This is a genomic window from Mesorhizobium sp. CNPSo 4688, assembly GCF_057784295.1.
Genome location: NZ_JBWLUY010000006.1, coordinates 378,572 through 398,816 on the forward strand (window position 1 = coordinate 378,572; position 20,245 = coordinate 398,816).

Genomic DNA, 20,245 nt, shown 5'->3' on the forward strand with positions numbered 1-20,245 from the left:
ACCGTTCGCGCAGTGGCGTGAGCGCTTGCGATCAACGATTGGAGAGTTGATGAGCTACTATTTCAGCAAGATCGTCGATATGCCGTTCGCCACGGCAATCAACCATGTGATCAACAAGCTCGCAAACAAAGGCTTTGGCGTTCTGACCTCGATCGACGTGCAGCAAGTGATGAAAGCCAAGCTGGGCGCCGATTTCAAGCCATACGTTATTCTGGGCGCCTGCAATCCGCACTTCTCTTGGCGCGCGCTGCAGGCAGATGACAAGGTCGGGACCATGCTGCCCTGCAACGTCATCGTCACCGAGGTCGGACCAGGAAAGGTAGAGGTCGCAGCAGTGGATCCGGTCGCCTCGATGGGCGCCATTGATAATCGCGAGCTGGCCCAGGCCGCAAACGATGTGCGTCGCCTGCTTGAGGAGATGGTCCGCGAACTCTAAGGGCGTCCGCGTTGTAGTTCCGATTGTCGAGCCAAGCGTGTTCGCTTCGGTCGCCATACCGACGATGGCAGCCGCCGAGTAGCGCGCACAGTGTGGGGTCGCGGTAACGGCTCTTGCGCACTCTTAGGCAACCTCATCGCGGTCATTGCGTTGGATGCTTGGCGAAAGCGGCGCGCAGGTGCCGATGAAGGTTTGGAGCTATCCTTGGCCGCTGGACCGCAGCGACGCGTCGTCGCGTTCTCCTTGGTGACCGGTTTTACCCGTGCCGGACCCACGGGGCCGCCTTTTTCGACGATCTTACGGCCAACAAAGGCAAGCGACAGCAACACAACGCTCTTGGCATATGAGACGGGCTCTTCCGCCCGATAGGATGAGGGGCACAAAAGAGGAAGATTCTGTACAAGGCATGATGGGTGACGCCAAGCGACAATTTACTGTTGCCGATATGATGCCGGCTTCGCCCTTTCTGACGGTGATGGACATGGAGTGATGGCTGGTCCTGGTCTACGTTCGACTCGTTGTCGCCTGAGGGCTGCGTCCATTGTCTGGTTCCGTTGTTGACCGCGAGGTGCATTGTGAAGCCTGTCGATGAGCGCCGTATCCATCAGATTTTCGAGATTGGAGTCTGGCTCAAGGGTGCGCACGCCCTGATCGAATGCGTCGGCGGGCTCCTGCTTTATGTCGTCAGCACCGACACAATTGCCGCTTGGGTCAATGCCGTCACGCAGGACGAACTGATCGAAGATCCGAATGATTTCATTGCCGGCCATCTGTCGCAGATGGCGAGCCATTTTTCCGTCGCCAGCGAGCATTTCTACGCCTTCTACCTGCTCAGCCACGGCCTGATAAAGCTGCTCTTGGTTATCGGGCTTTTGAGAGGCAAGCTGTGGTCGTATCCGGCTTCGCTCGCTGCATTGGGCGCATTCATGATCTACCAGGTGTATCGCTATTCCTACACCCATTCGTTGGGCCTGCTTGTCCTTACCCTCTTCGACGCGATCGTCATGGTGCTGATCTGGCATGAGTGGAAAGTGGTACGGCAACACAAGCCGAGATGAACGCACAACTCTCTCCAGGCGCCTGCGGATCAGCACAATAGGGCTCATGTCGAACCGGGCGCTCCTGACACGAACCGGTGACCTCTTCGTTCGGAGGCCTCCGCGTCCCTTCGTTGAAGCCGCTAACACTTCCTCTCATCAGATGAGGCGCCTGCTTGGAAGCAAGGGCAAGACCGAAGCGATCGTCTGGGCGGAGCACATCGTCTTTGTCTTCCCGCTGTGGCTCGGATCATGGCACCAGGACGGCGGCGCCGCTCAATCTCCCTTGCCTCAGATCGTCCAATGCCTGATTGGCCTGTTCCAGAGGGTAAACCTTGGTGCGCGTGTGCACCCGCGCGCGCTTGGCAATGGGAAAGAACTCTTCCGCGTCGAGGCGCGTCAGGTTTGCCACCGACACCAGTTCACGCTCTTCCCAAAGCAGCTCATAGGCCATCGCCGGAATGTCGCTCATGTGGATGCCGCCGCAAACCACCCGGCCGCCCTTGCGGACGGCACCAAGCGCGATCGGCACCAGGTCACCGACAGGAGCGAAGATGATGGCGGCATCGAGCTGTCTGGGCGGAGATTCGTCCGAACCGCCTGCCCAGGTCGCACCAAGCGAGCGAGCGAATTTCTGTGCTTCACTGTCACCGGGCCGGGTGAAGGCAAAGACTTCACGACCTTGCCAGATCGCTATCTGGGCGACGATATGCGCGGCGGCGCCGAAGCCGAAAATCCCGAGCCGCTTGCCGTCGCCGGCTTTCTTCAGGCATCGCCAGCCGATCAACCCAGCGCAAAGCAACGGCGCCAAGGACACGGGGTCGGCATCCGAATCCAGATCGAAGGCGAAGCGCGCATCAGCAACCACATGGCTGGCGAAACCGCCATCGCGTGTGTAGCCGGTAAAATCTGGCTGATTGCAGAGATTTTCACTCCCTTCGAGGCAGTACGGACAATGGCCGCAAGTGTGCCCGAGCCAGGCTACGCCAACGCGGCGTCCGATTCGGTAACGTGCGACGCCTTTACCGACGGAATCGATGACGCCGACGATCTCGTGGCCGGGGATGAGCGGCAATTTCGGATGACGCAGATCACCGTCAACCACATGCAGATCGGTCCGGCAGACCGCGCATGCCTCGACTTTCAGCCTTATCTCGCCCGGTCCAGGTACAGGATCGGGTCTGTCGACCAGCTTGAGAGGGGCGCCGGCCCTTTCGAGCACCATTGCTCTCATGACTGCTCCTGAGCGTGCCGTAAGGAACACGGGAAGCGGATGGTGATCCGCTTCTCTTAGACGTTCCGATGCGTCAAGCGATTGTAAGGTGATCTTCGACCATACGCACGCCGGGCACCGCCCAGGCAGCGCGCTCTGTGGTGCGACGCTCGGCCCAACTGTTGACCTTGCCCTTCAAGGTAACCTTGCCGTCGGATACGTTCACTTCTATCGCTTTCGACTCGACTTCCGCGCTGCGTTTCAAGGCATCCTCGATGCGCTTTTTCACATCGGGCGCCGTTGCGTGTGGCAGCACCTCGATGCTGTTGTGCACGCCGAGCACGCCAGCCAGATATCGAATGGCGGCGTAGGCTGCGGATCTCTGATACTGCCACTCCACCTTGCCGGTGAGCGTCACCCAGCCATTCTGGACCCTGACCTGTACCGCTCCGTCGGGAACGACGGTGTTCCAGCTGATCGAGTGCAGAGCGCGCTTGGCAATCTCGTCGTCGGCCGTCAGATTGCTGCCGACAGGCCGCACTTCGATTTCCTGCGCGATACCCTTCACACCCTTGACGCGGCGTACCGCCTCTTCCGCGGTTGCCTTCTGCGCATAGGTCGACACATGGCCGGTCAAAGTGACCACGCCGTTGTCAACCGCGACGCCGATATTGGCCGCGTCGATGCTCGGCTGAAACTCCAGCTCATCGATGATGTCCTGCCTCAAGATATTGTTGTTCATGATTGCACCTCTGCTTGGGAGCGGGCCGCGCTCGCTGGATTGAACAGCCTGAATATGAAGAGGCGATTTCGTGTTGACGTTGACGAGGATCAAACGATCTCTGGTCGAGTCAGGTACGTGAACCCTCAACTCACACCTTTGGAAATCAAATTCTTATTTGACCGGCATCAAAGCTGGCAGCCCCATCTTCCTGTTCATTGCCTCCCATCAGAGCCTCAAACCTGGGAGAGCATCGTGACTACGGCTGATTTAAACATCCCTGTTCCGAAAGTGGCGACTGCGGCGCCAACGAAACTTCGACTGGGTTCCCTGACCGCATTGGTTGTCGGTTCCATGGTCGGCTCCGGCGTGTTCAGCCTGCCGCAGAACATGGCAGCAGGTGCCGGTCCCCTCGCGATCCTGATTGGCTGGGCCATCACCGCGGTCGGTATGCTGGCGTTGGTTTTCGTCTATCAATCGCTTGCGACCCGCAAGCCCGAGCTCGATGCCGGCCCCTATGCTTACGCCAAGGCCGGCTTCGGCCCCTTCATCGGCTTCAACAGCGCCTGGGGCTACTGGATCAGCGCCTGGGTCGGCAACGTTTCCTACGCAGTGATCGTGTTCAGCGCCCTGTCCTATTTCTTTCCGGCCTTCGGCGATGGAAACACCTGGCAGGCGGTGCTCGGTGCATCGATCCTGCTGTGGCTGATCCACGTCCTGGTTCTCGCCGGCATCCGGCAGGCAGCGGTCGTGAACCTCATCGTCACGGTGGCAAAGATCGCTCCGATCGTCCTGTTCGTCGGGGTTGTTGCCGTCGCTTTCAAACTACAGGTCTGGTCGCTCGATTTCACCGGTCTGGGCAACGCCAGTCTCGGCTCGATCACCGCACAGGTGAAGAGCACGATGCTGGTGACGCTTTGGGTGTTCATCGGCATCGAAGGCGCCAGCGTATTTTCCGGCCGTGCCGAGCGCCGCAAAGACATCGCCACCGCGACAGTTCTCGGCTTCTTCACCTGCCTCGCGCTCTATGCCCTGGTGTCGCTGCTATCGCTCGGCATCCTGAACCAACCCGAACTCGCCGCACTGAAGAACCCATCGATGGCCGGTGTGCTGGAGGCGGTTGTCGGCCCCTGGGGCGCCATCCTCATCAACATCGCGCTTGTCGTGTCCGTGGTCGGCGCCTTCCTGAGCTGGACGCTGCTTGCTGCCGAAATTCCGCATGTCGCCGCCAAGGACGGCACGATGCCTAAATTCTTCGGCCGCGAAAGCGATCGCGGCGTGCCGTCGATCTCGCTTCTGATCACAAACCTACTCGTCCAGGCCTTTCTGGTGATCACCCTTTTCGCGCAGAGCACCTACCAGGCGCTGTTCTACATCGCGTCTGCCGCGATTCTGGTTCCTTACATCTTTTCGGGAGCTTACGCGGCCAAGCTTGCGCTGACCGGAGAGAGCTACGAGAGTGGCGAGCAACGCGCCGGTCCGCTTTTCGCCGGCCTGCTGGCGACGGTCTACGGGCTGTGGCTCGTCTACGCGGCGGGTCCCGCATACCTGTTCATGTGCGCGATCCTGTATGCTCCCGGCATCCTCTTCTACATCTGGGCGCGCCGCGAAACCAATCAGCGCGTGTTCCATCCTACCGAAGCGGTACTCGCCGCAGCCGTCGTCGCCGTCGCCATTCTCGCCGTTTACGAGATGTGGACCGGCGCCGTCAGCCCGCTGTGAGAGGATTGACGCGATGACAAGCCTGGGTGTCCATTCCGAGGTCGGGCGTCTGCGTGAGGTGATGGTCCATCGTCCGGACCTCAGCCTGCGCAGGCTGACGCCGGAGAACTGCAAGGCGCTGCTCTTCGACGACGTGCTGTGGGTCAAGCGGGCCCGCCAGGAACACGATGTCTTCGTCGACGCGTTGCGCGAACGCGGCGTGCTCGTGCATTCCTTCGGGGAGCTCCTGGCTGAGACAATGGGCCTGACCAAGGCACGCGACTGGCTTCTTGACCGCCGGGTCCATCCCGGCGTCGTCGGGCTCGACATGGTCGACGAGCTGCGCGGATGGCTCAACGAGATGCCGTCAGAGCTGCTTTCGTCCTACCTTGTCGGGGGTATTGCGAGGGCGGAGCTTCCTTTCGAGCCCAAGGGCCTGACCGGACGGACGCTCGCCCCCCAGGATTTCGTGCTGCCGCCGCTGCCGAACCAGCTTTTCACCCGTGACAGTTCGTGCTGGATTTATTCTTCGGTTTCGGTCAACGCCATGTACTGGCCCGCCAGGCGCCCGGAAGCGGCCAATGTCGAAGCCGTCTATCGCTTCCACCCTCGCTTTCGCGACAGCGGCGTACCCTTTGTTTCACCGGATTTGGGAACAGGCACCAGCCTCGAAGGCGGTGATGTCATGCCGATTGGTGGCGGAACGGTTCTCATCGGCATGGGAGAGCGCACCACGCCACAAGCGGTGGGCGACCTCGCCCGCAGCCTGTTCGCAGCCGGCGAAGCCACGCATGTGATTGCCGCGCTGATGCCGCGGGACCGCAGTTTCATGCATCTCGATACCGTCTTCACTTTCTGCGACCGCGATTTGGTGACCATGTATCCGCCAGTGGTCGAGCGGCTGCGCACCTTCTCGCTACGGCCAGGCGGCGGAAAGTCGGCGGTTGAGGTCACCGATGAGAAAAAACCGTTCACCGAAGTCGTTGCGGAAGCACTTGGGCTGAAGTCCCTGAGGATCATCGCCACGGGCGGCGACCGTTACGAGGCCGAGCGCGAGCAATGGGACGATGGCAACAATGTCGTTGCGGTCGAGCCCGGCGTGGTCATCGGCTACGACCGCAACGTCTACACCAACACGCTGCTGCGCCGTGCCGGGATTGAAGTGATCACGGTCGAAGGCGCCGAACTCAGCCGCGGCCGCGGCGGCGGGCACTGCATGACCTGTCCGATTGCCCGTGACCCGATCTGACCCGAAAGGAAATCCCCATGTCGATCAATCTTCACGGTCGCTCCGTCCTGACCCTGGACGATCTCACCGCCGACGAGATCCGGTTTCTTCTGAAGCTGGCCGCCGACCTCAAGGCCGCGAAGCTCGCCGGTCATGAGATCCCGCGTCTTGTCAGGAAGAACATCGCGCTGATCTTCGAGAAGGATTCGACGCGCACGCGGACGGGGTTCGAAGTAGCGGCCTATGACCAGGGCGCCCACGTCACCTATTTCGGCCCCACTGGCAGCCATATCGGCCACAAGGAATCGATGAAGGATACCGCCCGCGTGCTCGGCCGCATGTACGACGCGATCGAATATCGCGGCTTTGGCCAGCACCAGGCCGAACTGCTTGCAGCGCATGCCGGCGTGCCCGTCTACAACGGCCTTACGGACGAAGCGCATCCGACGCAGATCCTCGCCGATTTGATGACCATGCGTGAATTTACGCACAAGCATCTTTCGGACATGACCGTCACCTTCGTCGGTGAGGGCCGGGACAATGTCGCGCTGTCGCTGGCGCTGGGTGCCGCCAAGGTCGGCATCGACATGCGCATCGCCTCGCCAAAGGACCTCTGGCCGGACGAGGAATTCTGCGCTCATGTCAGGGACCTGGCGGAACGCAGCGGTGGCCGTTTCCGGCTCGACGAGGACGTGACAGGCTGCGTCCAGGACGCCGATTTCATCTACACCGACGTCTGGATGTCGATGGGTGAGGACAAATCGGGCTGGACCGAGCGTATTCGTCTTTTGACGCCATACCGCGTCACCAGCGAGGTGATGGCCGCCGCCGGCAACCCCCACGTCAAATTCATGCATTGCCTGCCGGCGTTCCACGACACCGAGACCGAGATCGGGGCCTTCATCGCCAAAGAATACGGCATCGACTGCATGGAGGTCACCGACGAGGTGTTCGGGTCGGCCGCGTCGATCGTCTTCGACCAGGCCGAAAACCGGATGCACACCATCAAGGCCCTGCTCGTCGCCACGATCGGCAACTGAGATGCTTATCGTCGTTGCGCTCGGCGGGAACGCACTGTTGCGTCGCGGAGAACCGATGACCGCCGGCAATCAGCGCGTCAACATCGTGCGCGCTGCGTCCGTGCTGGCCAAACTCGTCGGCGAAGGGCATTCGATTGTGGTCACACACGGCAACGGTCCACAGGTGGGACTTCTGGCCCTGCAGGCAGCTGCAACCTCGGATGGCCGCACATTTCCACTCGACGTGATTGGCGCCGAAAGCGCAGGGATGATCGGCTACGTCATTGAACAGGAGCTCGGCAACCTCCTCAAGGAGAGGCTGTTTGCGACCCTGCTGACACAGGTTAAGGTCGATCCGCACGATCCGGCTTTCGCTCACCCGACGAAGCCTATCGGCCCCGTCTACGATGAGGCAACCGCACGCAGGCTTGCCAGCGAGCGCGACTGGCAGATTGCCCCCGATGGGAACAAATGGCGCCGCGTGGTGCCTTCGCCCAAGCCGTTGGTGATCCTGGAAGCTTCAGTGATCTCGTTCCTGGTCGAGCGCGGCGTGATCGTCATCTGCACCGGCGGCGGCGGCGTTCCGGTGATAGCCCGGGACGACGGCAGTCTTTGCGGCGTGGAAGCAGTCATCGACAAGGATCTGGCGAGTTCACTTCTCGCGCGTCAGCTGAAGGCCGACATGCTGCTGATGCTGACCGATGTCGATGCGGTCTATACTGGCTACGGCACCGCCACCGCCCGGGCGCTCCGTCGGGTTGCAACGACGGAGATATCCGGGCGGGATTTTGCGGCGGGCTCCATGGGGCCGAAGGTCAGCGCTGCAATCGAATTCGCTGATGCAACGGGCAAACCTGCAGCGATCGGCAAGCTCGATGATGCCAGCGAAATCGTCAGAGGTGAAAGCGGAACCTGGTTCGAAGCCGCCGCTCGTCTCGCTCAGCCTGTCGAAGGGACTGCCTGAGCCCCCGCCGTTGCGAACTAACGGGCTGCGTCTTTCGCCATCCGGCCAGTACACCAGCGCGCGTATACATTAGCAAAGATCAGGCCAAGCCAACGGGACGGTGCCGCTTCCGGCAGGTCGTATTCGATGAAGACTCGAAGCCGGGACCGTCTCGCCTCAAGCGGGCTTCGCCTGCATCGAATTCGTAGTCCATTTTCGAACCGAGCATCATCCATGACGAGGTGCTCACATGGGCACCCAGATGCCTGTGGTCATCAAGATAGGCAAACACGGTCTCGGCCGCGGATTCTATTCCGACGATAGTCTCGGTGGAGCGGGACATTGCCGGCATTGTCTCACCTCCGGGTTCGTCCTCAGCCGCCACTCAAATGGCCGCAACCCCCACAATATAGTTCTTCCCGTAGGCTTTGGCGCATTTCGGGCATGTCGTGTAGAAGAAATACACGTCGCCTGGCTCTGATTTTCCATCGCACGCGATCTGCTGCATCTCATCGTGCCATTCCCTGGCCTGGCTGTATGGGCCCTCAAACACTTTCGTCAGGAAGTCGCCGCTCAGCGTTGTCATCTCCTCATCGGGGACCGCTTTCGAAACCGCAAACAGATGCTCGCTGCTCCAGGGTGAGATCTCTCTGCTCAGTACGATGAACTGATCGGGGTCGGATGCCCCGGCGCCATCGATGTGCTGGTTAACGCGCGCGAACACGCTGCCCATGTTGATCGGGATGTGCATGACGCTATGGGTTTTCGCTTTGACAAACCGCTTGCCCTTGAAGTGGAGTTCCTGACCGTCCCAGCCCTCGGGATTGAACCTGGGGCAGCAACCGGTGGTATTCACGCTGTCGTCGTATCGGGGCGTTTCATTCGTCCGCATGGTCCTCCTCCAGATTGGATTGATCCTATCACGCAGGTAACGCGTCCCGTCGTCATTGATATTCGTCAACATGGCCCTTGATCGCGATTGATGCGCATCAAGGCCGACAGACCGGAACCCTGTTAGCTAAACCAGGGTACAGTTCTCGGAGATGGCCATGGCTCACAAACAGGTACTGTTTCGTTCAGCCGCGCGCGAAAAGATCCTTCGCGGCGCGACTCAGCTCGCCGACGCCGTGCGGGTTACGCTCGGACCGCGCTCGAAGTCGGTGCTGATCGAAAAGAAATGGGGAGCGCCGATCGTTTGCAACGATGGAGTGACGATCGCCAAGGAATTCGACCTCAAGGATCCCGAGGAGAATCTCGGCGCGCGAATGCTGAGGCAGGCAGCGGAGAAGACGGGCGACATGGTTGGCGACGGCACGAGCACATCGACGATTCTCGCCCACGCGATGTTTGCCGATGGCGTGCGCAACGTCGTCGCCGGCGCCAGCGCGATCGATATCAAGCGCGGTCTCGATCGCGCCACCAAACGTGCGATCGAAACGCTCAAGCAGATATCTCGACCGGTCTCGACCCGCCGCGAGAAGGAGCAGGTGGCGACGATCTCCGCGCACAACGATCCGCTCATCGGCGAACTGGTCGGCGAGGCAATGGAGAAGGTCGGCGGCGAAGGCGTCATCACGGTCGAAGAGTCGAAGACCACCGAGACCGTTCTGGACGTCGTCGAAGGCATGCAGTTCGATCGCGGATTCCTGTCACCGTATTTCGTGACCGATCCGGAGAAGATGGAAGCGGTCCTTGAAGACGCGCTGGTGCTGCTCGTGGAGAAGAAGATTGCTTCGCTGAACGATCTTATCAAGCTGCTTGAAGCTGTGGCGAAGTCCGGTTCGCCATTGCTGGTGATTGCAGAAGAAGTCGAAGGCGAGGCTCTTGCGACGCTTATCGTCAACCAGATCCGGGGCACGTTCAAGAATTGCGGCGTCAAGGCGCCCGGCTTCGGCGACCGTCGCAAGGCCATGCTGCAGGACATCGCCATCCTGACCGGCGGTCAGGTCATCTCCGAGGACCTCGGGCTCAAGCTGGAAAATGTCACGATGGAGCAGTTGGGGCGGGCCAAGCGCGTGGTCGTCGACAAGGACAATACGACGATCATCGGCGGTGGCGGTGATGCCAAGGCAATCAAGGGCCGTGTCGAACAGATTCGGCGCGAGATCGACAATACGACGAGCGACTATGATCGCGAAAAGCTGCAGGAGCGGCTGGCCAAGCTTGCGGGTGGTGTCGCCGTCATCAAGGTCGGCGCGCCGACCGAGGCCGAAATGAAGTCGAAAAAGGAAGCGCTCGACGACGCCATCAGCGCCACCAAGGCCGCGGTCGCCGAAGGCATCGTGCCAGGCGGTGGCCTTGCCCTCTTGCGCTGCATCACGACGGTGGCTGACGAGGAGCAGCATTGCGAAGGCGACGAGCGGACCGGCGTGCAGATCCTCAAGCGGGCTCTCGAAGCGCCGGTCAGGCAGATCGCCGAGAACTCCGCCGTCGACGGTGGCGTTGTTATTGCCAAGATGATTGAAGGCACCGGCAATTTCGGCTTCGACGCCGGACGCAAAGAATACGTCGACCTCGTCGAGGCCGGCATCATCGATCCGACCAAAGTGGTGCGCATCGCCTTGGAAAACGCCGTCTCCGTCGCCAGTGTTCTGCTCTTGACGGAAGCGACCATGACCGAAATTCCGGACCCGGCGAAAGAACGCGCTCTCGAACCAGAGATGACTATGTAGCATCGCGCGAAGCGCCGTTGCCAAGGTGGAATAGACAACTCGATGATGATTTCGGCGCAGCAGTGCCGCGTTGCCCGCATTCTCATTCAAGTCGATTGTTCTCTCTTGGCTACTGCGTCCGGCGTCTCGCCAGCCGTCGACGACGAATTGCGCAGATGAACTGCCAGGACAGGCGGGTTTTGACGCGCATCAAGGCGCAAGATCAGACCCCCGGCGATGCTGCGATAAATCTCATCGGAGGCAGGAAAAATGACTTTCAACACCATCATGGTTCAACTCGATGTCGACTCTCCGGCAGCGCCGCGAGCGACCTATGCACTGGAGTTGGCGCGACGCTTCGAAGCCTCGCTGATCGGTTTCGCCGCGGCCGATTCATACGTGTTTGTTCCGGGTGACGATGGCGGCATGGCGGCGGCGGAAATCATGCGACAACGCCGGACCGAGATCGAGGATCGCCTGAAGATCCTGAAGGAAGAATTCCTGAGTGTCGTCGGAGACGATGCCCTCTGGCGCGAGGAGATTGGCGATCCGACACGTCTGCTGGCGATGCATGCGCGCGCCGCCGACCTCATCGTAACCGGAGCGCCGGTTTCAGGCGCTATGGCCGATCACCACCGGGCGGTCGATGTAGGGACGCTGGTACTGTCGGCCGGACGGCCCGTGCTGATTGCGGCCGACCAACTTGCTCCGCCCGACCCCAAGAAGGTTGTGGTGGCGTGGAAGGATACTCGCGAAGCTCGGCGCGCGGTCATCGACGCACTGCCCTTTCTGACCGACGCACAAGATGTGCTCGTGGCGACGATGGAGGAACAGAACCAGAGGGATGCCCGCGAAAGTGTCGGCGACGTCGTCCGGTTCCTGATGAGGCATGGCGTCAAGGCGAGATCGGAGGTTCTAGGCGTCGGCAAGGAAGACGCCTGCGAAGCCGTCTGTGAGCTCGCCCGGGCGATGGGCACCGAACTTGTGGTCGCGGGCGGCTATGGCCACAGCCGCATCCGCGAATGGGCGTTTGGCGGCATGACCCGTTCCTTGCTGAAGCAAGGGGCGATTAACCGGCTGCTCTCTAACTGACGCGGTGACCCTGGAGAGCAGGAAGCGAAAAGCAGCGTCGAGGCGAAAGCGAATGGGAGTCCAATGATGGCAAAGAGAACGGACAAGGTCGAGGTTGGCATGGATCTGGCCGTAAGGTGCCGCGTCACCAAAACTTGGCAAGACGATCTGGGGGACCGGTGGGCCACTGTTCTGATCGAGGGCCACGACATCCCGGTCACACTCAAGGTAGTCCACCTTTACCCGTTCGATGACGGCGACTAGCGCGTTTCCTTGACGCAGGCATTTCGGCGCCGTCGTCTGGCTTGAATTGTCGTCACGAAACAACGGGGTCGATAGCAGGCAAACGCGTCGTCCGGGGACGGGAAGACGAACAGCAGCTGAAGGAACCGGTATGATGGAAAGGGCAGCGAACAGAATTGGCGACGGCGAAACCGAACTCGAAGTTCCGCTCGAAACGGTATGCTTCATCATCATGAAGGCGCGCGAGTTCGATGCCAAGGATCCGGTGACCGAACCCAACCCCGCCTCCAATCCGTCTGACGATCATTCCGCCGCGATCCTTGAGGATCATGACGACGACCCGGTTCTCGAAGAATTGCAGTCGCTGATTTCCGATCTCTCCGTCGACGCACAAATCGACCTGGTGGCCCTGATGTGGCTGGGTCGCGACGACCAGTCCGCCGACGAGTGGCAAAGTGTCCGCCAGCAGGCAGCTGACGCGCACAACGAGCATACCGCCGGCTATCTCTGTGGGACACCGCTGCTTGCAGACCATCTCGCCGATGGCCTTTCGACACTCGGCTACTCCTGTGTCGAATATAAACGCGAGCACTTTTAGTCATCACAACGCGCTAAGCTTGCTGGCGGACGGCGTTCGATGTCGCCGCGCACGATCCCTTGATGGCATCGCCATCGGGCCTAAGCGAAGACATTTTCTGCCGCCATTGATCTCGATCAATGAGCCGCCCCTTTGCAGGGGCTTTAATGCTGTTCTTGCTAGGCTGAGCTAGATTTGGCGACGCGGGCGCGATGACCTGCGGCAAAACCGCGGATTCGCGAAGCAACGGACCAGTTCGGCGACGACACTTGGCAAGCGGGTCCGCCGACCTCCGGCTCTAGCGCCTCTTGGGAGACCTAAGGTGGAAGGGTGGAGGCGGCGGCACCTGGCCATCAACTCACCTTCAAGGAGAAGAATCATGGCTGAAGCTGCCACCAAACTGCCTGTCAGGACCGAGAAGAGCACTGCGCCGGCGCCAACCGGCAACTGGACCACCCCGTTCGAAAGCCTGCGCCGCGAAATCGACCGGCTATTCGACGACTTTCACCCGTTCGACTTTCGCCTGCCTTCGACACGCTCCCTGTTCGCTCACGAACTGCCGTCCCTGCGCAATGCGGGCTGGTCGGTCGCGCCGGCCATGGATCTCGTCGACAAGGACAAGGAGTACGAGATCACGGCCGAATTGCCCGGCATCGACGAAAAGAACGTCGAGATCAAACTCGCCAACCGCACACTGACCATCAAGGGCGAAAAGACCGAGGAAAAAGAGGAGAAGGAAAAAGACTACTACCTGTCCGAGCGCCGCTACGGCTCCTTCCAGCGTTCCTTCCAACTGCCTGAAGGCGTCGACGCCGACAGGATCGAAGCGACCTTCGCCAAGGGTGTGCTGACGGTCAAATTGCCAAAGACGACCGAGGCTCAAAAAGCCGAGAAGAAGATTACCGTCAAGGCCGCCTGATTGCCGCGGCTGGTGGTCCTCAGCGCGCCTGACCGGCGCGCTGAGACCCTTTGAGAGAAGGCAATTTGCCGAGCCTCGTTTACTTAAGAGCAAAGCCGGGCGGCGAAACGGGTACCGTTCCTCTAGGGTGTGTTGCCGCGCGCCGTCTCAGCGCGATAGTTTGGCAATACTTCCTGGGATGCCAGGTTCGCGGGACCGATCGCGTGCTTGGCTTTCGGCTATTTCTAGCTTCTTCTGCTCCAACGCCAGCAAGCCTTCGATGACGCGCCGCTGTTCCGGATCGGTCTCGCGAGCGAGGAGATCCTGAAAATGGGCGATGTTCGCGCGAGCAATGAACCGGTCCATGACTTACCTCCATTGCCAGGACATACCATTCTACACCCAAGTCCCGTGCCGGCCTAAGCCATTTACGGCCAACGCTGGTCCGCTGCGGCAGCCTAGGTGGAATCCCATAAGGACCAAACCGGATTTCGCAATTTCAGATATTGCGCCATTGATCTGATAACCAGAGGCAGGTTGTCGTATCAATCTTGGTGAATCAGCTTCACCATCGAGAGCGTCTTCCCGCGTCTCAACACCCAAAGCAGAAGGCACAATCACATGCCGGGCCTGCGCAGCAGCGAGACGATAAAAATGGCAGACCTTGCGGAACGTGGCGGCCCAACAGTGGTAAACTCAACTGTTGATCTCCGTTTGGAGCCTATTCCCGTGCCCGGCACGCAAGATGCCGGGTCGTCGGATTTGACATGCGTCAATGCCCTTTTGGCGATTCCGTCCAAAAATAAATCTATGTGGCAACCAATATCGACCGCCCCTTTCGATCGCGATTTGGAATTGGCCGTCATGGACGGGGACGGCGTTCACGCTCTCGTTTTTCCCTGCAGGCGTATTCTGACCGGCTGGACCAAGTCGGCCACGAAGGAGAGGGTTGATATCTCACCCACCCATTGGAGACCATGGGAGCCAGCCAACAAGGTGTAGGGGCCTTTCGCGTTTCTCTATTTGTTGTTCCGCCCGTTTGCTCCCTTATCGGTCGCTTCGGCTTTTCTGAGTTTTTCTTCTTCTTTCTCGAGCAATTCAAGCAATGCCTTCCGCTTGAGCTGATCTTGCTCCTCGGCCAGGCGCTGTCGAAAATGCTCGATATTCAGGCGGGCGATCCGCTTATCCACTCATCACATAAGCAGCCGCAGCGGCTTCCCTGTTCATCTGTGTACCCACATATCACAGCCAAATCGCCCGCGTCTAATCCCGCCGGGATGCGTCAGTTCCACCAAAGGCATGTTCCGATCGCGCGGGACCCCGGTAGCTTGGGAAGCCACTCGCTTTACGAATGCACCCCCAGCAATCCGCACCTGCGGCTATGCCGCATTGACGATTCCGCCAGCGCTCGTTGATGCAGGTCAAGGTCGCCACCGCCACCGTGTGATTTCTTTCGCATTCTGGACTCGCTGTGAAGGAGACAACCGATGTTCAATTTGCGCAGTATCTTCGCAGCCGGGCTGATGCTGGGTGTTGTCGCGATGCCGGTTGTGGCTGGCGCCGAAGACAATGATTCTGGTTGGTGGCCTCGTTGGGGCATGGGCCGGATGATGATGGGTCAATGGGGCATGAGCGGCCCGATGGGTGGCTATGATTCAGACGAGATGCTCGATCGGATCGACGGACGCCTCGCCTTCCTCAAGACGGAACTGAAAATCACCGACGAGCAGACGCCCTCCTGGGATGAACTGGCCGGCGTCATCCGCAGCACGGCCGAGTCGCACAACACGTTGATGCAGGGCATGCTCAAGGAATTCCAGGACGGTGAGTTCCTGAAGAAGGCCCTGCCCCAGCGACTGGCCTACCAACAGGCCCATCTCGAAGCGCGTCTGGAACAGGTGAAGACTGTCAGGGCAGCAGTGGGAAAACTATACTCAAAGCTGAGCGATGAGCAGAAGCAAGCGGCCGACGAGATTGTCCTGCCGATGATGGGCATGGGCATGGGGCGCTCGGGCTTCGGCCCTGGAATGATGTTCCGATAGCTCCGCTGCGGCCTGATCGTGTAACGCGCTGACTGAGCTGGAGAATCGCGGAGGAACTGAACGCATGTGCGTCGCACTTCGCCTTCTGACCGCGCTAGCTCTGCTCGGCACCAACCAGGCCGCCGGCTCGACGATCTTTCCGACGGGGGTTGTCTACAGCAATTGGACTGACGAGAGCGAAGAGGCCAAGGTGTGCGAGATGGTCCTCGACGCCACCAACCCGCCATCGCGGGAAGTCGTCAAGTTCATCACGATTGCCGGTTATAACAAATTCGACGGAACGGTTCTGGCCGGCTTTCTGATGGGCGCGGCCGACATCACGACAACCGATACATACCAAATAGTGCAGATTTCAGACGCCGCATTCAGCTCCCGCACATTCAACTCGCTCGGCCATTTGGACTCCGAAATCTACGACGACGGCACCGTCATGGCGACGACACAAGATCCTCTTGTCGCCACGGCTTTCATTCACGCGGTGATCTCCGGGACTTATGAATTGCGTTTTGCGCGGCCAGATTCAAACGCCGAAATGCGAACCTACAAGATTGCATCTGCGCCAGGGGAATCCGTAGTCAGCAATTTCAGGCAATGTATGGGTCACCTCGCGACCGAGTCCCACCGCACTCAATCAGATGTATCGACAAAAGGAAGCCCGCTGCCGGAGGGTGGTGGCAGCGGGCTCAGCATCGCGACGGATCAGGGAGGACAACCCATCGCTCACCCACGTCAGGGGAGGACATGGGGCAGCCCTTAGGTAGGAACATGTTCCTATTTCTCAAGAGAGACGATTGGTTTTTTGAAAGAATGGAGTTCATTTCCTACCCGCTCGCCCTGCTCGCTCGCCTGGCACGGTCACACCAGGATGATTTGATCCGGCTCAATGTGAACATCGCTCCGTACGCCAGAGTGGCAAGACAAATTGAAGGAGCGATCGCATGACTCACACGTCAGCCACGGGTTTCACTCACGCCGCCGAGCAGGCCCAGCAATGGGTGAACGAGTTGGCTCAGGACATGGGCTGGAGTGAACAAAATGCCCACAGGCTTTTGAAATCCGTCCTGCACACACTACGCGACTGGCTGACGCCAGAGGAGATGGCCGACCTTTCCGCTCAGCTGCCGACGCTCATCAGGGGCATATATTTCGAAGGCTGGAAACCGGACACACCGATGTGGGAAAGGAAGAAGCGCGACTTCGTGATTTGTGTTCGAAACAGCTTTGTGATTTGTGTTCGAAACAGCTTTGGATATGAGCCTGACGTCGATATCGACCAGGCAATCAAGGCGGTTTTCAAGGTCCTCGACCGTCACATATCGCATGGCGAAATCGTCCAGGTCCGGAACTCGATGAAGAAATCCCTTCGTCACCTCTGGCCGATGGATTGACCCATGTTCCGTGATCGTCGGGAAGCCGGACAAAAGCTTGCCATCGAGTTGGAGAAACTCGGTTTACATCGGCCGGTCGTTCTCGCCCTGCCGCGAGGTGGTGTTCCTGTCGCCGCCGAAGTGGCCAAAGCCCTGAAGGCGCCGCTCGATCTGGTTATCGTGCGCAAAGTGGGTGCGCCGGGAAATCCTGAACTGGCCGTCGCGGCGATCGTGGATGGCAACCCTCCGGACATCGTGCTGAACCGCGAGATCGTCGAGGCCTACGCGCTCGACGATGATGAGCTTCGCGTCTTGATCGCCAAGGAGCGCCCGGAACTGGAACGGCGCCGGCTCGTCTATCGTGGCGAGCGCCCACCTCTATCGATCACCGGAAAGACGGCAATCATCGTCGACGACGGTGTCGCGACCGGGACGACCATGAAGGTTGCGATCCGCGCCCTCAAGCGGCGGTCGCCCCGCGCGATCGTCGTGGCGATCCCGGTCGCGCCGCCCGACACATTGGCCGAGCTCGCCCAGGAAGCGGATCAGGTCGTGTGCCTCAGCCAGCCGCCACGTTTCCATGCCCTGGGTTACCACTACCGCAGCTTCCCCCAGCTTACCGATGACGAAGTGACGGACGCGCTGGTCGAAGCCAGGCAAGAACGCAGTGCGGGTCAGCGAACAATTCGGCGCCGGACCACCAAGGCCGGGTTGGCTTGAGTGTTGCAAATTCCGTTTTCCGTCCGCCAGGCTATCGGCGGCAGGGTTTGATGAACGTCAAGGTGCCGGGCCGCGAACGCGGCGAGAGTCGGCGGGAACACAAGGCCCGCAAAGCATGCATTCTCCGATTTTTTCCGCCCATGGGGTGACCAAGGTCTACCGCTCAGGCGAGGTCGAGGTGTTCGCCCTGCGCGGTGTCGATCTCGACCTCTATGAGGGAGAGGCGCCCTTAAGCCGGTAACACCTGCGCTTGCGGACCACTCCACACATGTGTTCTTTCGGATTTCGATCGAGCACGTGTCAGGTCGCGAAGCGAAAGAGCGTACTATCTAAGACAGCCTAAGACAGCCTAAGACAGCGGTCGCGGCACACTGGCCGTGCTTCATCGCGCCATCAAGAGAGGCAGCGATTGATTCTCAAGCATCGACTTGGTGACGCCGCCGAAAATCCGCTCGCGCAACCGGGAATGACCATAGGCGCCCATCACCATCAGCTCGGCGCTGCTGTCGATCGCGTGCTGGCGAAGAACATCAGCAATGGAATGGTTCGCACTCGGCAGGCGGTCGACTGTTACCTTCACGCCATGGCGGGCGAGGTAGGCTGCCGCATCAGCTCCAGGTTCCTGACCGTGGTGGTATTCGTCCTCCACCGGATCGACCATGACGAGACGCACTTCGTCGGCGCCTGTTAACATATCGAGTGATTCACGGACGGCGCGCGATGACTCCAGACGAGCATCCCACGCGACCATTACCCGCTTCGGCTTCAGTGTCGGCCGCGTCCCCGGGGGAACGATCAGCAGCGGCTTCCCGGAAGAAAACAAGACGCCTTCGATCACTTTGCTCTTGAGCGTCTCGCTTGCGAGCAATTCGGGTCCGACCACTGTAATGTCGGCGTAGCGTGCACGGCGACCAATTCTTTCGTCAGCCCAGGCGACCTCTGGATATTCGCTGGCGACATCCGCCGAAAGGGCGCTGTTAGCGAGAAAGGCCGACACGGCAGAGGCTCGCTTTTTCAAGAGCTTCTCATCGGCCTTTCGCTCCTTCAGCCAGTCTTCTGAAACGATTGCTGCATACTCCCCGACTGGCGGCGGCGCGGCGATGACAACGGCAAGAACAGCAAGATGGGCGCCGATTTCGTCGCAAAGGTGAGCGGCGAGTTTGAGATCGTCGTCGCCCATATGCGGTCCCGTAACCGTAAGTATCGTCCTGAATGCCATGACGGCTGCTCCCCGATCTCATGTCACATTCGGCAACAATGATAACAAGACGGTTCGGCACGTTCATTGCGTTGAATCAAAGACCATGCCCGACACCGAATTGATCCGGATCAACGCATGTGCCGGTCGACGCGATACGCTCGATCGATCAATCGGTGGATGCGCCCATGAGATTCCTGCTCGTATTGGCTCTAGCAACCATGACCTGCGAAGCATCCAATGGGCAGGAGATGAGTTACGGCCAGGCGGAATATCTGAACTCCTGCGCTGTCTGCCACGGTATCGATGGCAAGGGTGACGGGCCCTTGCGCGACCTGCTGGTCAAGCGACCGGCCGACCTGACGCACCTTTCCGAACGCAATGGCGGGACCTTTCCCTATTCCAGGGTCTTCGCAACTATTGACGGCCGCTACGCCACGCCAAGCCACGGCAACCGCGAGATGCCGGTCTGGGGTCGTCGATTCCTTGAGGACGATGCAAAAACCTACGGCCCTAGTGGCGGCGAGGTGGTGACCACGGAACGCATCCACAACCTGGCTGGCTACATCGAGACGCTGCAGCACTAGATCTGGGGAGCAGCAGCGAAGATCGCCAAAATCACGCGCGGCGGAGCCCTGGTAGCCTCCATCGAATGTCCCATCGGTATGAAGCGGCGCGGCGTCGAAACGCGGATCTTGCCTACAGACGGATCCAACAGCAGCCGAGAACCCGATGGCGCCTTGATCGATCTTCTGCGTCGAGCCCAATTGTACCTCGGCCAACTTACGGACGGAGCCAATCGCAACCTCAGCGATGTCGCCATGCTCAACGGCACCGGTACATCCGAGGTAAGTCGCCTCCTGCCCTTCGCTTTTCTTGCCCCGAAGATTGCGTCTGGCATCGTCGCAGGTGATCAGCCTGTCGAACTGACGGCGCACAGGCTCTCGCGGGTCTCTGACCTGCCGTACGGCTGGACTAGCCAGGCTGCGCTCCTGGGCTTCTAACCATCCGGCGAGCATCTCGCTGATCAGTCGACCATCGCTTTGGCAAACACTTGGCTACGGAATTCGCCCGACTGAGACGGACGACCAAAAGTCGGGGGTTTGGGGCGCTCACAGCGTCGTCTCAGCCAAGTGTTGGCGACCACCCGCAGCTAACCCCCGGAAATGTCGGAGCTATT

General features: G+C 60.0%; 25 protein-coding genes. 19 read left to right on the top strand and 6 right to left on the bottom strand.

Features of this window, described 5'->3' with window-relative positions; translation table 11 throughout:
- The first annotated feature begins 49 nt into the window (after positions 1 to 49).
- Together AC04SH_RS13965 and AC04SH_RS13970 are read left to right on the top strand one after the other, a co-directional pair.
- Positions 50 to 436 carry a DUF302 domain-containing protein gene (locus AC04SH_RS13965; protein WP_488575448.1) on the top strand — a complete coding sequence of 129 codons (387 nt, stop codon included), beginning with the start codon at positions 50 to 52 and terminating at the stop codon, positions 434 to 436.
- A gap of 575 nt (positions 437 to 1,011) precedes the next feature.
- Positions 1,012 to 1,494 carry a DUF2127 domain-containing protein gene (locus AC04SH_RS13970; protein WP_477231817.1) on the top strand — a complete coding sequence of 161 codons (483 nt, stop codon included), beginning with the start codon at positions 1,012 to 1,014 and terminating at the stop codon, positions 1,492 to 1,494.
- Between the two features lie 229 nt (positions 1,495 to 1,723).
- Here AC04SH_RS13970 and AC04SH_RS13975 read toward each other — a convergent pair whose 3' ends face one another.
- Both AC04SH_RS13975 and AC04SH_RS13980 read right to left on the bottom strand, forming a co-directional pair.
- The gene (locus tag AC04SH_RS13975; RefSeq protein WP_488575449.1) at positions 1,724 to 2,707 is read right to left on the bottom strand and encodes a zinc-dependent alcohol dehydrogenase family protein; all 984 of its coding nucleotides are present in this window, start codon (positions 2,705 to 2,707) and stop codon (positions 1,724 to 1,726) included.
- Positions 2,708 to 2,780: 73 nt separating this feature from the next.
- Positions 2,781 to 3,428, bottom strand: a complete 648-nt coding sequence (locus AC04SH_RS13980) for a BON domain-containing protein (RefSeq protein ID WP_477231973.1) — start codon at positions 3,426 to 3,428, stop codon at positions 2,781 to 2,783.
- A 54-nt stretch (positions 3,429 to 3,482) separates the two neighbouring features.
- On the opposite strand from AC04SH_RS13980, the gene arcD reads away from it, so the two are divergent.
- The 4 genes from arcD to arcC are packed head-to-tail and all read left to right on the top strand — an operon-like array spanning position 3,483 to position 8,319.
- Complete coding sequence (gene arcD / locus AC04SH_RS13985; protein ID WP_488575450.1) at positions 3,483 to 5,129, top strand: arginine-ornithine antiporter; 1,647 nt, start codon at positions 3,483 to 3,485, stop codon at positions 5,127 to 5,129.
- 13 nt (positions 5,130 to 5,142) lie between these two features.
- A complete protein-coding gene (locus AC04SH_RS13990) occupies positions 5,143 to 6,357 on the top strand; it encodes an arginine deiminase (RefSeq protein WP_488575451.1) in 1,215 nt (404 codons plus the stop codon).
- Positions 6,358 to 6,374: 17 nt separating this feature from the next.
- Positions 6,375 to 7,376, top strand: coding sequence for an ornithine carbamoyltransferase (gene argF / locus AC04SH_RS13995; protein ID WP_488575452.1), 1,002 nt, complete (start codon positions 6,375 to 6,377; stop codon positions 7,374 to 7,376).
- A gap of 1 nt (position 7,377) precedes the next feature.
- A complete protein-coding gene (gene arcC, locus AC04SH_RS14000) occupies positions 7,378 to 8,319 on the top strand; it encodes a carbamate kinase (RefSeq protein ID WP_488575453.1) in 942 nt (313 codons plus the stop codon).
- A gap of 364 nt (positions 8,320 to 8,683) precedes the next feature.
- Here arcC and AC04SH_RS14005 read toward each other — a convergent pair whose 3' ends face one another.
- Positions 8,684 to 9,190, bottom strand: coding sequence for a hydrolase (locus AC04SH_RS14005; RefSeq protein WP_488575454.1), 507 nt, complete (start codon positions 9,188 to 9,190; stop codon positions 8,684 to 8,686).
- A gap of 157 nt (positions 9,191 to 9,347) precedes the next feature.
- Between AC04SH_RS14005 and groL the strand changes: the two genes are divergently transcribed.
- Positions 9,348 to 10,970 (top strand): chaperonin GroEL, encoded by a 1,623-nt coding sequence (groL, locus tag AC04SH_RS14010; protein WP_488575455.1) that lies wholly within the window; start codon positions 9,348 to 9,350, stop codon positions 10,968 to 10,970.
- 86 nt (positions 10,971 to 11,056) lie between these two features.
- On the opposite strand, the gene AC04SH_RS14015 is transcribed toward groL, so the two are convergent.
- Positions 11,057 to 11,239, bottom strand: a complete 183-nt coding sequence (locus AC04SH_RS14015) for a hypothetical protein (protein WP_488575456.1) — start codon at positions 11,237 to 11,239, stop codon at positions 11,057 to 11,059.
- On the opposite strand from AC04SH_RS14015, the gene AC04SH_RS14020 reads away from it, so the two are divergent.
- The 4 genes from AC04SH_RS14020 to AC04SH_RS14035 all read left to right on the top strand — a co-directional run bounded on the left by AC04SH_RS14020 (position 11,238) and on the right by AC04SH_RS14035 (position 13,759).
- Complete coding sequence (locus AC04SH_RS14020; protein ID WP_488575477.1) at positions 11,238 to 12,041, top strand: universal stress protein; 804 nt, start codon at positions 11,238 to 11,240, stop codon at positions 12,039 to 12,041. The genes AC04SH_RS14015 and AC04SH_RS14020 overlap by 2 nt on opposite strands.
- A 66-nt stretch (positions 12,042 to 12,107) precedes the next feature.
- Positions 12,108 to 12,284 (top strand): hypothetical protein, encoded by a 177-nt coding sequence (locus AC04SH_RS14025; protein WP_488575457.1) that lies wholly within the window; start codon positions 12,108 to 12,110, stop codon positions 12,282 to 12,284.
- Positions 12,285 to 12,417: 133 nt separating this feature from the next.
- Positions 12,418 to 12,861 (top strand): DUF3775 domain-containing protein, encoded by a 444-nt coding sequence (locus AC04SH_RS14030; RefSeq protein ID WP_488575458.1) that lies wholly within the window; start codon positions 12,418 to 12,420, stop codon positions 12,859 to 12,861.
- A gap of 358 nt (positions 12,862 to 13,219) precedes the next feature.
- Positions 13,220 to 13,759: an Hsp20/alpha crystallin family protein gene (locus AC04SH_RS14035; protein WP_488575459.1), complete on the top strand. Its 540-nt coding sequence runs from the start codon at positions 13,220 to 13,222 to the stop codon at positions 13,757 to 13,759.
- A 147-nt stretch (positions 13,760 to 13,906) separates the two neighbouring features.
- On the opposite strand, the gene AC04SH_RS14040 is transcribed toward AC04SH_RS14035, so the two are convergent.
- A complete protein-coding gene (locus tag AC04SH_RS14040; protein WP_477231828.1) occupies positions 13,907 to 14,104 on the bottom strand; it encodes a hypothetical protein in 198 nt (65 codons plus the stop codon).
- 611 nt (positions 14,105 to 14,715) lie between these two features.
- Here AC04SH_RS14040 and AC04SH_RS14045 point away from each other — a divergent pair.
- The 6 genes from AC04SH_RS14045 (at position 14,716) to AC04SH_RS14070 (ending at position 18,108) form a co-directional block, all read left to right on the top strand.
- Positions 14,716 to 15,153 carry a hypothetical protein gene (locus AC04SH_RS14045; RefSeq protein WP_488575460.1) on the top strand — a complete coding sequence of 146 codons (438 nt, stop codon included), beginning with the start codon at positions 14,716 to 14,718 and terminating at the stop codon, positions 15,151 to 15,153.
- A 72-nt stretch (positions 15,154 to 15,225) separates the two neighbouring features.
- Complete coding sequence (locus AC04SH_RS14050; protein ID WP_488575461.1) at positions 15,226 to 15,780, top strand: Spy/CpxP family protein refolding chaperone; 555 nt, start codon at positions 15,226 to 15,228, stop codon at positions 15,778 to 15,780.
- Between the two features lie 64 nt (positions 15,781 to 15,844).
- Positions 15,845 to 16,537: a hypothetical protein gene (locus AC04SH_RS14055; protein WP_488575462.1), complete on the top strand. Its 693-nt coding sequence runs from the start codon at positions 15,845 to 15,847 to the stop codon at positions 16,535 to 16,537.
- A gap of 181 nt (positions 16,538 to 16,718) precedes the next feature.
- Positions 16,719 to 17,168 (top strand): DUF2267 domain-containing protein, encoded by a 450-nt coding sequence (locus AC04SH_RS14060; protein ID WP_488575463.1) that lies wholly within the window; start codon positions 16,719 to 16,721, stop codon positions 17,166 to 17,168.
- 3 nt (positions 17,169 to 17,171) lie between these two features.
- Positions 17,172 to 17,867 (top strand): phosphoribosyltransferase, encoded by a 696-nt coding sequence (locus AC04SH_RS14065; protein WP_488575464.1) that lies wholly within the window; start codon positions 17,172 to 17,174, stop codon positions 17,865 to 17,867.
- Positions 17,868 to 17,982: 115 nt separating this feature from the next.
- Positions 17,983 to 18,108 carry a hypothetical protein gene (locus AC04SH_RS14070; RefSeq protein WP_477231834.1) on the top strand — a complete coding sequence of 42 codons (126 nt, stop codon included), beginning with the start codon at positions 17,983 to 17,985 and terminating at the stop codon, positions 18,106 to 18,108.
- A gap of 141 nt (positions 18,109 to 18,249) precedes the next feature.
- On the opposite strand, the gene AC04SH_RS14075 is transcribed toward AC04SH_RS14070, so the two are convergent.
- Positions 18,250 to 19,086 (bottom strand): universal stress protein, encoded by an 837-nt coding sequence (locus AC04SH_RS14075; protein ID WP_488575465.1) that lies wholly within the window; start codon positions 19,084 to 19,086, stop codon positions 18,250 to 18,252.
- Between the two features lie 167 nt (positions 19,087 to 19,253).
- On the opposite strand from AC04SH_RS14075, the gene AC04SH_RS14080 reads away from it, so the two are divergent.
- Together AC04SH_RS14080 and AC04SH_RS14085 are read left to right on the top strand one after the other, a co-directional pair.
- Positions 19,254 to 19,652, top strand: coding sequence for a c-type cytochrome (locus AC04SH_RS14080; protein ID WP_477231836.1), 399 nt, complete (start codon positions 19,254 to 19,256; stop codon positions 19,650 to 19,652).
- Between the two features lie 153 nt (positions 19,653 to 19,805).
- On the top strand, positions 19,806 to 20,069 hold the full coding sequence (locus tag AC04SH_RS14085; RefSeq protein ID WP_488575466.1) for a hypothetical protein: 264 nt from the start codon (positions 19,806 to 19,808) through the stop codon (positions 20,067 to 20,069).
- Positions 20,070 to 20,245 lie beyond the last annotated feature (176 nt).

Bases quoted from the DNA above. Each gene is read 5' to 3' on its own strand.
- AC04SH_RS14080 (WP_477231836.1), top strand. From the start codon at position 19,254: ATGAGATTCCTGCTCGTATTGGCTCTAGCAACCATGACCTGCGAAGCA.
- AC04SH_RS14065 (WP_488575464.1), top strand. From the start codon at position 17,172: ATGTTCCGTGATCGTCGGGAAGCCGGACAAAAGCTTGCCATCGAGTTG.
- AC04SH_RS14055 (WP_488575462.1), top strand. From the start codon at position 15,845: ATGTGCGTCGCACTTCGCCTTCTGACCGCGCTAGCTCTGCTCGGCACC.
- AC04SH_RS14015 (WP_488575456.1), bottom strand. From the start codon at position 11,239: ATGATGGTGTTGAAAGTCATTTTTCCTGCCTCCGATGAGATTTATCGC.
- AC04SH_RS14040 (WP_477231828.1), bottom strand. From the start codon at position 14,104: ATGGACCGGTTCATTGCTCGCGCGAACATCGCCCATTTTCAGGATCTC.
- argF (WP_488575452.1), top strand. From the start codon at position 6,375: ATGTCGATCAATCTTCACGGTCGCTCCGTCCTGACCCTGGACGATCTC.
- AC04SH_RS13990 (WP_488575451.1), top strand. From the start codon at position 5,143: ATGACAAGCCTGGGTGTCCATTCCGAGGTCGGGCGTCTGCGTGAGGTG.
- arcD (WP_488575450.1), top strand. From the start codon at position 3,483: ATGAAGAGGCGATTTCGTGTTGACGTTGACGAGGATCAAACGATCTCT.
- AC04SH_RS13980 (WP_477231973.1), bottom strand. From the start codon at position 3,428: ATGAACAACAATATCTTGAGGCAGGACATCATCGATGAGCTGGAGTTT.
- AC04SH_RS13975 (WP_488575449.1), bottom strand. From the start codon at position 2,707: ATGAGAGCAATGGTGCTCGAAAGGGCCGGCGCCCCTCTCAAGCTGGTC.
- AC04SH_RS14025 (WP_488575457.1), top strand. From the start codon at position 12,108: ATGGCAAAGAGAACGGACAAGGTCGAGGTTGGCATGGATCTGGCCGTA.
- AC04SH_RS14005 (WP_488575454.1), bottom strand. From the start codon at position 9,190: ATGCGGACGAATGAAACGCCCCGATACGACGACAGCGTGAATACCACC.
- groL (WP_488575455.1), top strand. From the start codon at position 9,348: ATGGCTCACAAACAGGTACTGTTTCGTTCAGCCGCGCGCGAAAAGATC.
- AC04SH_RS14045 (WP_488575460.1), top strand. From the start codon at position 14,716: ATGGGAGCCAGCCAACAAGGTGTAGGGGCCTTTCGCGTTTCTCTATTT.
- AC04SH_RS14020 (WP_488575477.1), top strand. From the start codon at position 11,238: ATGGTTCAACTCGATGTCGACTCTCCGGCAGCGCCGCGAGCGACCTAT.
- arcC (WP_488575453.1), top strand. From the start codon at position 7,378: ATGCTTATCGTCGTTGCGCTCGGCGGGAACGCACTGTTGCGTCGCGGA.
- AC04SH_RS13965 (WP_488575448.1), top strand. From the start codon at position 50: ATGAGCTACTATTTCAGCAAGATCGTCGATATGCCGTTCGCCACGGCA.
- AC04SH_RS14035 (WP_488575459.1), top strand. From the start codon at position 13,220: ATGGCTGAAGCTGCCACCAAACTGCCTGTCAGGACCGAGAAGAGCACT.
- AC04SH_RS14070 (WP_477231834.1), top strand. From the start codon at position 17,983: ATGCATTCTCCGATTTTTTCCGCCCATGGGGTGACCAAGGTCTACCGC.
- AC04SH_RS14050 (WP_488575461.1), top strand. From the start codon at position 15,226: ATGTTCAATTTGCGCAGTATCTTCGCAGCCGGGCTGATGCTGGGTGTT.
- AC04SH_RS14060 (WP_488575463.1), top strand. From the start codon at position 16,719: ATGACTCACACGTCAGCCACGGGTTTCACTCACGCCGCCGAGCAGGCC.
- AC04SH_RS14030 (WP_488575458.1), top strand. From the start codon at position 12,418: ATGGAAAGGGCAGCGAACAGAATTGGCGACGGCGAAACCGAACTCGAA.
- AC04SH_RS14075 (WP_488575465.1), bottom strand. From the start codon at position 19,086: ATGGCATTCAGGACGATACTTACGGTTACGGGACCGCATATGGGCGAC.